Source organism: Xenorhabdus ehlersii (assembly GCF_003610465.1).
Taxonomy (GTDB): domain Bacteria; phylum Pseudomonadota; class Gammaproteobacteria; order Enterobacterales; family Enterobacteriaceae; genus Xenorhabdus; species Xenorhabdus ehlersii.
Genome location: NZ_RAQI01000004.1, coordinates 398,668 through 409,814 on the forward strand (window position 1 = coordinate 398,668; position 11,147 = coordinate 409,814).

Here is an 11,147-nt window from a genome sequence, read left to right on the forward strand (position 1 = left end):
TACCAGCGAGCTTGCGATGTCAAAAGGAGTTTTAGCGGTGTTCGATAGAAACCACTTCTGTTGTGGTATTAAAAACTCGCCAGCGGACGTTAAAATCCAAGATATGAGCGGCATATAGGCGGTTTTCCTGCGCTTTTTTACGGTAGGCAGGACGAGGATCTTGAGCTAATACTTGGCTAATAAAGCGCCTCAAATGAGGATAATGGGTTTTGTGGGATAAAAGTTGGTATTCCGCTTCTGGTGAGAAATTCACTGCCATATCTGCCTCTGGTGCGGCTTGGGCAAAACCAGCCTTGGCTTCTGGTCGTGATTCGGCGAAAGGCAGGTAAGGTTTGATGTCGATAACTGGTGTACCATCCACCAAATCCAAACTACCAAGTTCCAGAATAACGCGGTTGTTCTCGCATTGAATATCTCTCAATTCCACCAGTGACATGCCAATTGGATTGGGGCGAAAGGTTGAACGGGTGGCAAAAACGCCCATTTTGGCATTTCCTCCTAAACGGGGTGGGCGCACTAATGGATTCCAGCCACCCTCCATGGTTTGATGGAAGACAAAAATAATCCATAAATGACTGAACTGCTCCAGCCCGCGTACTGCATCAACCTGGTTGTAAGGCGCAAGTAACTCTAGCTGCCCTGTACCATCTTCGACCAAACCCGGTTGACGGGGAATAGCAAATTTCTCTTTGTAAGGAGAATGAATGGTCCCTATTTGCGTAAAATGAAAATCTGCCATAAGCGCTTTTTATTAATAATAATTATTTATTGGTTGTCAGTAATGCAGTGCCTTCACAGATGGCAATTTGGTAACAACCCTGACCCGGTAAAATTGCACATTGATGAAGTAAAACTGCGTTTGCGTTTAGATAAGATGCTTTCGTCAGCATATTTTGTCGTGCGGTTGCAATACTGGCGGGAGAGTCTTGCAGCGTATTACGGCAGGATTCTCCGGCTACAATACCTAACTCTTTAAATGGCAAACCTAAAAGCTCATCCGGCTTGGTATAGAGGTGGACATAAGAGGGCATCTTACTTTTCTTGACTGACTGATGTTTCAACTTCGGATCTGATATACCAGATTTATTGGACTGGGTTGGTGATGAAGTACAACCGGCTATAAAGAGCGCTATGAAACAGATAGGTAACACACGCATCGAGTTGAATCCTCATATTTTATTTAATAAAAATGGGTGGATATAAAAATACCCACCCAATGATTTTAATCTTGATTGTCTGAATAGGAAAGATTACCAGCCTTTTATTGCTCCACCCTTGAAGACTTCATTGGCTTCTTTTTCTACTTCTGGAGACTGGTATGCTTTCACGAATTTTTGCACATTTTCTGCATCTTTATTGTCTTCACGGCTGACAATAATATTTACGTAAGGTGAATCTTTATCTTCAACAAAAATCCCATCTTGCTCTGGTGTTAAACCAATTTGCCCCGCATAGGTATTATTGATAATAGCGAAAGCAATCTTTTGGTCGTCCAGTGAACGTGGTAGTTGTGGTGCTTCCAACTGTACGATATCTAGGTGCTTAGGATTGCTGGTAATGTCCAAAATAGTTGGCAGCAGACCAACACCCTCTTTCAGAGTGATAAGACCTTGTTTTTGTAATAACAGCAGAGAGCGGCCTTGGTTAGTCGGATCGTTGGGGATGGCAATTTGAGAACCATCTTGCAATTCATCCAGTGACTTAATTTTTTTAGAGTATGCTGCCATTGGGAAAATGAAAGAGTTACCAACAATTGCCAATTTGTAGTTACGTTCTTTCACTTGCTGATCTAAAAAAGGCTTATGTTGGAAGACATTCACATCAATATCCCCCTTACTCAATGACTCATTTGGCAGAACGTAATCATTGAATGTAGTCAGCTCAACATCAAGGCCATATTTATCCTTAGCCACTTGTTTAGCAACTTCAGCAACTTTAAGTTCAGGTCCTGCAATAACGCCAACCTTGATATGGTTTGGATCACGTTGTTCTTGTCCGCAACCAGCAAGAATTAATGTACCTAACAATGCACTGATTGTAGCAATGGATTTCAATTTTACTGACATATTTTCACCCCTATTGAATACTGATTTATAACCTGTCTTATCAAGTTACTGCGTACTACTATAATGAGGCTCTTATTCCCTTCATCTTTCAAATTGCAGCCAATAAAGCAGCAACTTGAAATTTGTCGGGTATAGGTATAAGCCTTGCCACTTTGTTGAAAATAATTTATTTGCGATTAACGGCTTTCACTAAATGATCACCGCCGACCTGAATTAAGAACACTAAAACAACTAATAATGCTAATACGGTATTCATCACTGTCGCATCGTAGCCGATATAGCCATATTGATAGCCAATCTGGCCCAGGCCACCGGCACCAACAGCGCCACCCATTGCGGAATAACCAACTAATGTAATTAAAGTGATGGTGGCGGCATTAATCAAACTTGGTAATGCTTCCGGCAATAAGATCTTTTTGACGATCTGAAATGGGGTTGCTCCCATTGCACGCGCTGCTTCAATTAAGCCAGTCGGGATTTCCAACAATGCATTTTCCACCATGCGAGCAATAAACGGCGCCGCACCCACAGTCAGCGGAACAATGGCTGCCTGCAAGCCGATAGATGTTCCTACAATCAGACGGGTAAATGGGATCATCCATACCAATAGAATAATAAAAGGTATTGAACGCGTAATATTTACCAATGCAGAAAGTATGCGATAAAGCGTGCCATTTTCAATTATCTGCCCAGGGCGAGTAACATATAGAAGCACACCCGCCGGCAATCCAATAACAAAGCCAAAGAAACCAGAGACGAAAGTCATAACGAGGGTTTCCCAGACTCCTTTAGCCATTAATAAAATCATTCCTTCAGACATAACCGAGAACCTCTACTTTCACATGATGCTCTTCTAAAAATGCAATTGTTGATTTGATACTATCGTTTTCCCCATCTAATTCAGCCAGCATAACCCCAAATTTCACACCGCCAGCGTAGTCAATTTGAGAACTTAATATGCTGATGTCGATATTAAAGCGGCGAACGGCTATAGAGATTACAGGTGCATCAACTGATTTACCTGTGAACTCCAGCTTCAATAATGGACTGCGATCAGGCGCGGATTCCGGTTGTAACTTCTGTAAATAATCTTCAGGAATATCCAAGTGCAACGTAGATTTGATAAATTCCTGAGCAACCGGTGTCTTGGGATGCGAAAATATCTCGCTCACAACATCTTGTTCGATCAATTGACCACCACTGATGACGGCAACTTGATCACAGATACGTTTAACAACATCCATTTCATGGGTAATGAGAAGAATGGTCAAACCCAGTCGACGGTTAATGTCTTTTAATAATTCCAGAATAGAGCGCGTTGTTGCTGGATCCAGAGCGCTGGTGGCTTCGTCACACAAAAGCACTTTGGGAGAATTTGCCAAAGCCCGCGCAATAGCAACACGCTGCTTTTGACCACCCGATAAATTGGCAGGATAAGCATCATGTTTTTCAGTAAGTCCAACTAACTCTAGTAATTCGTTAACCCTAGCCTTTATTTCGGCTTTTGGCGTGTTATTAAGCTCCAAAGGTAACGCGACGTTGTCAAACACGGTTCTGGATGACAATAAATTAAAGTGCTGGAAAATCATGCCAATATGACGACGTGCATGCGTTAACTCACGTTCTGAAAGAGAAGTGAGATCCTGCCCTGCCACTAATACCTGACCAGAAGTCGGCCGTTCAAGCATATTCACACAGCGAATTAAGGTGCTTTTGCCTGCACCGGAAGAACCAATAACACCATATATTTGTCCCTGCGGGACATGTAGGTTGATATCTGAAAGCGCTTTTATCGTGCGCGTTCCTTGTTGAAATATCTTATTTATCTGAGTCAGTCTTATCATTTTTTTCTTATTAGATGTAAAGATGAATGACTTGAGAACATTTCAACAAGTCATGAATTAAAGTGGATGTTAAGGCGTCTAGACGTCTAAGTCAACTAGGAATAAATTAAATGCTGCATTCTCAATCAGTAATGAATCATGCGATACTGTCCACTTGGTACATTCTTGGAGTAATCAGGTGACTCAAGGTATTCCCGCCGTATTTTTAGATCGTGACGGCACGATTAACATCGATCATGGTTATGTACATGAAATAGATAATTTTCAATTTATTGATGGTGCTATTGAAGCCATGCTTGAATTGAAAAAAATGGGCTACGCTCTGATTTTGGTTACCAATCAATCAGGCATTGCACGTAAGATTTTTACTGAAGATCAATTTATGCAATTAACAGAATGGATGGATTGGTCATTGGCAGATAGGGGGGTTGATCTTGATGGCATCTATTATTGTCCACATCATCCAGAAGCAGAGGATGAAGAATATAAGAAGAGCTGTGACTGTCGTAAACCACAACCAGGTATGTTGTTAGATGCACAGAAAGCATTACATATCGATATGTCCTCTTCTTATATGGTAGGAGATAAAATAGAAGATATGTTGGCAGCCAAGGCTGCGAAAGTTGGTACCAAGGTTCTTGTTCGTACAGGAAAACCAATAATAGAAGAAGCAGAACAGGTTGCGGATTTGGTCGTTAATAGCTTGTCAGACTTGCCAAATGTAATAAAAAATAGGCAAAAATAACCTTTTGGGTTAAATTGTGAGCGTTTAAATAAAAAATCACAAAAAAGACTTGCCTAAATTAGAAGGCTCCCTATAATGCGCTTCCGTTGTCACGACAAACACACAAACCTGTCGGGATGACAACGTGAAAAGCCCTGAAAAATAAGGCTTGACACGATAAGAGGAAAGCGTAAGATACGCAGCCTCGCAACCCGGAAGGCACTTCCGGTTGCCAACGCTCTTTAACAAATTAATCAGACAATCTGTGTGGGCACTCGCAAGACACTATCGATATGCCGAAAGGCAAAAAAGATTAAAGTCTTAAAGAGTGACCTGACAGTTAATTCATGATGAACTAACAGTAAGATTCTTTGAGCATCAAACTTTTAATTGAAGAGTTTGATCATGGCTCAGATTGAACGCTGGCGGCAGGCCTAACACATGCAAGTCGAGCGGCAGCGGGGGAAAGCGTGCTTTCCTGCCGGCGAGCGGCGGACGGGTGAGTAATGTCTGGGGATCTGCCTGATGGAGGGGGATAACCACTGGAAACGGTGGCTAATACCGCATAACCTCTGAGGAGCAAAGTGGGGGACCTTCGGGCCTCACGCCATCGGATGAACCCAGATGGGATTAGCTAGTAGGTGGGGTAAAGGCTCACCTAGGCGACGATCCCTAGCTGGTCTGAGAGGATGACCAGCCACACTGGGACTGAGACACGGCCCAGACTCCTACGGGAGGCAGCAGTGGGGAATATTGCACAATGGGCGCAAGCCTGATGCAGCCATGCCGCGTGTATGAAGAAGGCCTTCGGGTTGTAAAGTACTTTCAGCGGGGAGGAAGGCATAGAGCCGAATACGCTTTATGATTGACGTTACCCGCAGAAGAAGCACCGGCTAACTCCGTGCCAGCAGCCGCGGTAATACGGAGGGTGCAAGCGTTAATCGGAATTACTGGGCGTAAAGCGCACGCAGGCGGTCAATTAAGTTAGATGTGAAATCCCCGGGCTTAACCTGGGAATGGCATCTAAGACTGGTTGACTAGAGTCTCGTAGAGGGGGGTAGAATTCCACGTGTAGCGGTGAAATGCGTAGAGATGTGGAGGAATACCGGTGGCGAAGGCGGCCCCCTGGACGAAGACTGACGCTCAGGTGCGAAAGCGTGGGGAGCAAACAGGATTAGATACCCTGGTAGTCCACGCTGTAAACGATGTCGATTTGGAGGTTGTGGCCTTGAGCTGTGGCTTCCGGAGCTAACGCGTTAAATCGACCGCCTGGGGAGTACGGTCGCAAGATTAAAACTCAAATGAATTGACGGGGGCCCGCACAAGCGGTGGAGCATGTGGTTTAATTCGATGCAACGCGAAGAACCTTACCTACTCTTGACATCCAGCGAAGCCTTTAGAGATAGAGGCGTGCCTTCGGGAACGCTGAGACAGGTGCTGCATGGCTGTCGTCAGCTCGTGTTGTGAAATGTTGGGTTAAGTCCCGCAACGAGCGCAACCCTTATCCTTTGTTGCCAGCACGTTATGGTGGGAACTCAAGGGAGACTGCCGGTGATAAACCGGAGGAAGGTGGGGATGACGTCAAGTCATCATGGCCCTTACGAGTAGGGCTACACACGTGCTACAATGGCGGATACAAAGAGAAGCGACCTCGCGAGAGCAAGCGGACCTCATAAAGTCTGTCGTAGTCCGGATTGGAGTCTGCAACTCGACTCCATGAAGTCGGAATCGCTAGTAATCGCAGATCAGAATGCTGCGGTGAATACGTTCCCGGGCCTTGTACACACCGCCCGTCACACCATGGGAGTGGGTTGCAAAAGAAGTCGGTAGCTTAACCTGTAGGAGGGCGCTGACCACTTTGTGATTCATGACTGGGGTGAAGTCGTAACAAGGTAACCGTAGGGGAACCTGCGGTTGGATCACCTCCTTAACCGAAGATGGTGAAATGTGAGTGTTCACACAGATTGTCTGATAGAAGAAGAGACGGGAACGGAATAGGCTTGTAGCTCAGGTGGTTAGAGCGCACCCCTGATAAGGGTGAGGTCGGTGGTTCAAGTCCACTCAGGCCTACCAACTTTTCTGTCCGGTTCAATGGGGCTATAGCTCAGCTGGGAGAGCGCCTGCCTTGCACGCAGGAGGTCAGCGGTTCGATCCCGCTTAGCTCCACCATGACTCTTCTTAATAAAAACTATTTCGGAACACATTGAAGTCAGTGTGTTGTGAAATTTATGCTCTTTAACAATCTGGAACAAGCTGAAAATTTGAAACAATCGATGTTGTTGAATGATAACATTGATGAGTCTCTCAAAAACTCCAATCTGAAGACACCTTCGGGTTGTGAGGTTAAGCGACTAAGCGTACACGGTGGATGCCTAGGCAGTCAGAGGCGATGAAGGACGTGCTAATCTGCGAAAAGCGCCGGTGAGCTGATATGAAGCGCTATCAGCCGGCGATGTCCGAATGGGGAAACCCAGTGCAATCCGTTGCACTATCCTTACCTGAATCCATAGGGTAAGGAGGCGAACCGGGGGAACTGAAACATCTCAGTACCCCGAGGAAAAGAAATCAACCGAGATTCCCCCAGTAGCGGCGAGCGAACGGGGAGGAGCCCAGAGCCATCAGCGATATGAGTGTCAGGAGAACGGTCTGGAAAGGCCGGCAGTAAAGGGTGAGAGCCCCGTATCCGAAGACACTGGTATTGTGAGCTCAACGAGTAGGGCGGGACACGTGGTATCCTGTCTGAACATGGGGGGACCATCCTCCAAGGCTAAATACTCCTGACTGACCGATAGTGAACCAGTACCGTGAGGGAAAGGCGAAAAGAACCCCGGCGAGGGGAGTGAAAGAGAACCTGAAACCGTGTACGTACAAGCAGTGGGAGCCTTGATTTATCAGGGTGACTGCGTACCTTTTGTATAATGGGTCAGCGACTTATATTCTGTAGCAAGGTTAACCGCATAGGGGAGCCGCAGGGAAACCGAGTCTTAACTGGGCGTTAAGTTGCAGGGTATAGACCCGAAACCCGGTGATCTAGCCATGGGCAGGTTGAAGGTTGGGTAACACTAACTGGAGGACCGAACCGACTAATGTTGAAAAATTAGCGGATGACTTGTGGCTGGGGGTGAAAGGCCAATCAAACCGGGAGATAGCTGGTTCTCCCCGAAAGCTATTTAGGTAGCGCCTCGTGAAGTCATCTTCGGGGGTAGAGCACTGTTTCGGCTAGGGGGTCATCCCGACTTACCAACCCGATGCAAACTGCGAATACCGAAGAATGTTATCACGGGAGACACACGGCGGGTGCTAACGTCCGTCGTGAAGAGGGAAACAACCCAGACCGCCAGCTAAGGTCCCGAAGTCATGGTTAAGTGGGAAACGAAGTGGGAAGGCTCAGACAGCCAGGATGTTGGCTTAGAAGCAGCCATCATTTAAAGAAAGCGTAATAGCTCACTGGTCGAGTCGGCCTGCGCGGAAGATGTAACGGGGCTAAACCATGCACCGAAGCTGCGGCAGCGACACGAATGTGTTGTTGGGTAGGGGAGCGTTCTGTAAGCCGGTGAAGGTGAACTGTGAGGTTTGCTGGAGGTATCAGAAGTGCGAATGCTGACATAAGTAACGATAAAGCGGGTGAAAAACCCGCTCGCCGGAAGACCAAGGGTTCCTGTCCAACGTTAATCGGGGCAGGGTGAGTCGACCCCTAAGGCGAGGCTGAAAAGCGTAGTCGATGGGAAACAGGTTAATATTCCTGTACTGGCCATAATTGCGATGGGGGGACGGAGAAGGCTAGGCAAGCCGGGCGACGGTCGTCCCGGTTTAAGTGTGTAGGTGGGATAACTTGGCAAATCCGGTTATCCAAGGACACTGAGGCACGATGACGAGGCATTACGGTGCTGAAGTTGCTGATGCCCCGCTTCCAGGAAAAGCCCCTAAGCGTCAGATTATGGTCAATCGTACCCCAAACCGACACAGGTGGTCAGGTAGAGAATACTCAGGCGCTTGAGAGAACTCGGGTGAAGGAACTAGGCAAAATGGTGCCGTAACTTCGGGAGAAGGCACGCTGGCGTTAGGTGAAGAAACACGCTTTCGGAGCCGAGGCCAGTCGCAGATACCAGCTGGCTGCAACTGTTTAATAAAAACACAGCACTGTGCAAACACGAAAGTGGACGTATACGGTGTGACGCCTGCCCGGTGCTGGAAGGTTAATTGATGGGGTTAGCCGCAAGGCGACGCTCTTGATCGAAGCCCCAGTAAACGGCGGCCGTAACTATAACGGTCCTAAGGTAGCGAAATTCCTTGTCGGGTAAGTTCCGACCTGCACGAATGGCGTAATGATGGCCAGGCTGTCTCCACCCGAGACTCAGTGAAATTGAACTCGCTGTGAAGATGCAGTGTACCCGCGGCAAGACGGAAAGACCCCGTGAACCTTTACTATAGCTTGACACTGAACCTTGAGCCTTGATGTGTAGGATAGGTGGGAGGCTGTGAAATGTGGACGCCAGTCTGCATGGAGCCATCCTTGAAATACCACCCTTGAATGTTTGATGTTCTAACGTCGGCCCGTTATCCGGGTTGCGGACAGTGTCTGGTGGGTAGTTTGACTGGGGCGGTCTCCTCCCAAAGCGTAACGGAGGAGCACGAAGGTTAGCTAATCACGGTCGGACATCGTGAGGTTAGTGCAATGGCATAAGCTAGCTTGACTGCGAGAGTGACGGCTCGAGCAGGTGCGAAAGCAGGTCATAGTGATCCGGTGGTTCTGTATGGAAGGGCCATCGCTCAACGGATAAAAGGTACTCCGGGGATAACAGGCTGATACCGCCCAAGAGTTCATATCGACGGCGGTGTTTGGCACCTCGATGTCGGCTCATCACATCCTGGGGCTGAAGTAGGTCCCAAGGGTATGGCTGTTCGCCATTTAAAGTGGTACGCGAGCTGGGTTTAGAACGTCGTGAGACAGTTCGGTCCCTATCTGCCGTGGGCGTTGGAAGATTGCAAGGGGCTGCTCCTAGTACGAGAGGACCGGAGTGGACGCACCACTGGTGTTCGGGTTGTCATGCCAATGGCACTGCCCGGTAAGCTAAGTGCGGAAGAGATAACCGCTGAAAGCATCTAAGCGGGAAACTTGCCTTAAGATGAGTCTTCCCTTGTCCCTAGAGGACACTGAAGGAACGTTCGAGACGAGGACGTAGATAGGCCGGGTGTGTAAGCGTTGCGAGACGTTGAGCTAACCGGTACTAATGACCCGTGCGGCTTAACCTGACAACACCGAAGGTGTTTTGGGGTTTGAGAGAGAAGTTTCAGAGAAAGCAGGCTTGTTCGGGATTGAAAACAGAATTTGTCTGGCGGCAACAGCGCGGTGGTCCCACCTGATCCCATGCCGAACTCAGCAGTGAAACGCCGTAGCGCCGATGGTAGTGTGGGGTCTCCCCATGTGAGAGTAGGACACTGCCAGACATTCAATCAGTCAGAGAAGCCATCCGTTACCGGATGGCTTTTTTTGCGTTTAATTTTTTTAGGGTATTTGGTTATTTTTACGTGTATAAGCGGCCAATATCGCCCTTTCTGATAATTTCAGGTAATCTTTCATTGTCTTGGCGGCTTGTTCATTTTTTCCTGAATTATCTGCTATCGTTCCAGCTATATCATAAGCAATATCATGCCAATTCCAGTCTGTTCCTGATGAGCGACTATCACCGTTATAGATAATTTCATGAGTTGGTTGTCTTAAGTTATCCTGAACAACTCAGGGAACAGAATTATCAGGTGTTTAAAGATTGTCTAAATTATCAAGTTATGAATCTTGCCCTATCTTTAATTTTATTTATGAAATATTGATATTGATATTGATATTGATATTGATATTGATATTTGATATTGATATTGATCACGATATTTATCACATCGTATTGTGACGATACCACCTTAATTTTTTTCTTCCTTATTCTGATTACCATTTTCTATATAATAAAATGAAATAATTTCAATTTGAGTACAATAACTCGACATTTACCTTCCGTTTGGGGTAAATTTGGCTATCTAGAAGTCTAAATGCATAAGTTAAATAGTCGAGGTTTTAAGCAATGCCAATTCGTGTACCAGATGAATTACCTGCGGTGAACGCTCTTCGCAATGAAAACATTTTTGTTATGACGTCAACACGGGCCAATATTCAGAATATTCGTCCATTGAAGGTATTGCTCCCTCAACCTAATGCCAAAGAAGATAGAAACAGAAAACCAGTTTAATTCGGCTTATTATCTAACACACCGCTTCAAATCGACATTTCAATTGCTACGTAATTGATAGCCGCCAATTGTAAAAAATACGCCTGCTGAACATTTAGATACCTTTTATTGTGATTTTGATTCAATTAAAAGATCAAAATTTCGATTGGCTGATTGTCACGGGGCGCCCCCTTTAGGACTCGTTGAATTTGAGGATGTGGTTTATTGGAGTGAAGTTGAAAAAGTAGTGACTTGGGCAAAGAACATGTTACCTCGACACTTTTTGTCTGTTGGG

At 46.3% G+C, this 11,147-nt stretch carries 8 protein-coding genes, 2 tRNA genes and 3 rRNA genes; 8 read left to right on the plus strand and 5 right to left on the minus strand.

Annotated elements, in window-relative coordinates:
• Positions 1-31 precede the first annotated feature (31 nt).
• The 5 genes from tsaA to metN form a co-directional block, all read right to left on the minus strand.
• A complete protein-coding gene (gene tsaA / locus BDE27_RS14725; RefSeq protein WP_099133518.1) occupies positions 32-739 on the minus strand; it encodes a tRNA (N6-threonylcarbamoyladenosine(37)-N6)-methyltransferase TrmO in 708 nt (235 codons plus the stop codon).
• Positions 740-761: 22 nt separating this feature from the next.
• Entirely contained in the window at positions 762-1,157 is a 396-nt protein-coding gene (gene rcsF / locus BDE27_RS14730; protein WP_099133520.1) for an Rcs stress response system protein RcsF, read from the minus strand.
• Between the two features lie 93 nt (positions 1,158-1,250).
• Positions 1,251-2,066, minus strand: a complete 816-nt coding sequence (locus tag BDE27_RS14735) for a MetQ/NlpA family lipoprotein (RefSeq protein ID WP_099133522.1) — start codon at positions 2,064-2,066, stop codon at positions 1,251-1,253.
• 166 nt (positions 2,067-2,232) lie between these two features.
• On the minus strand, positions 2,233-2,886 hold the full coding sequence (locus tag BDE27_RS14740) for a methionine ABC transporter permease MetI (protein ID WP_099133524.1): 654 nt from the start codon (positions 2,884-2,886) through the stop codon (positions 2,233-2,235).
• Positions 2,879-3,910, minus strand: coding sequence for a methionine ABC transporter ATP-binding protein MetN (gene metN, locus BDE27_RS14745; protein ID WP_099133526.1), 1,032 nt, complete (start codon positions 3,908-3,910; stop codon positions 2,879-2,881). Before metN ends, BDE27_RS14740 begins: the two co-directional genes overlap by 8 nt.
• Before the next feature lie 178 nt (positions 3,911-4,088).
• Here metN and gmhB point away from each other — a divergent pair, with 178 nt between their 5' ends.
• From gmhB to BDE27_RS20540, 8 genes are all read left to right on the plus strand, one after another.
• Complete coding sequence (gene gmhB, locus BDE27_RS14750; RefSeq protein ID WP_099133528.1) at positions 4,089-4,655, plus strand: D-glycero-beta-D-manno-heptose 1,7-bisphosphate 7-phosphatase; 567 nt, start codon at positions 4,089-4,091, stop codon at positions 4,653-4,655.
• 366 nt (positions 4,656-5,021) lie between these two features.
• Positions 5,022-6,564 (plus strand): 16S ribosomal RNA (locus tag BDE27_RS14755).
• 66 nt (positions 6,565-6,630) lie between these two features.
• Positions 6,631-6,707, plus strand: a tRNA-Ile gene (locus BDE27_RS14760).
• Positions 6,708-6,727: 20 nt separating this feature from the next.
• Positions 6,728-6,803, plus strand: a tRNA-Ala gene (locus tag BDE27_RS14765).
• Positions 6,804-6,975: 172 nt separating this feature from the next.
• A 23S ribosomal RNA gene (locus BDE27_RS14770) occupies positions 6,976-9,887 on the plus strand.
• Positions 9,888-9,966: 79 nt separating this feature from the next.
• Positions 9,967-10,082 (plus strand): 5S ribosomal RNA (rrf, locus tag BDE27_RS14775).
• Together the 16S, 23S and 5S rRNA genes with 2 tRNA genes alongside form the textbook arrangement of a ribosomal RNA operon.
• Before the next feature lie 626 nt (positions 10,083-10,708).
• Positions 10,709-10,873: a homoserine O-acetyltransferase/O-succinyltransferase family protein gene (locus BDE27_RS20535; protein ID WP_422645824.1), complete on the plus strand. Its 165-nt coding sequence runs from the start codon at positions 10,709-10,711 to the stop codon at positions 10,871-10,873.
• 124 nt (positions 10,874-10,997) lie between these two features.
• A partial coding sequence (locus BDE27_RS20540) for a hypothetical protein (protein WP_422645826.1) occupies positions 10,998-11,147 on the plus strand: 150 nt, incomplete at its 3' end.

What these genes read in the sequence shown, in the direction of transcription:
- BDE27_RS14740 (WP_099133524.1), bottom strand. Translation starts at nt 2,886, where the DNA reads ATGTCTGAAGGAATGATTTTATTAATGGCTAAAGGAGTCTGGGAAACC.
- tsaA (WP_099133518.1), bottom strand. Translation starts at nt 739, where the DNA reads ATGGCAGATTTTCATTTTACGCAAATAGGGACCATTCATTCTCCTTAC.
- BDE27_RS14735 (WP_099133522.1), bottom strand. Translation starts at nt 2,066, where the DNA reads ATGTCAGTAAAATTGAAATCCATTGCTACAATCAGTGCATTGTTAGGT.
- metN (WP_099133526.1), bottom strand. Translation starts at nt 3,910, where the DNA reads ATGATAAGACTGACTCAGATAAATAAGATATTTCAACAAGGAACGCGC.
- BDE27_RS20535 (WP_422645824.1), top strand. Translation starts at nt 10,709, where the DNA reads ATGCCAATTCGTGTACCAGATGAATTACCTGCGGTGAACGCTCTTCGC.
- rcsF (WP_099133520.1), bottom strand. Translation starts at nt 1,157, where the DNA reads ATGCGTGTGTTACCTATCTGTTTCATAGCGCTCTTTATAGCCGGTTGT.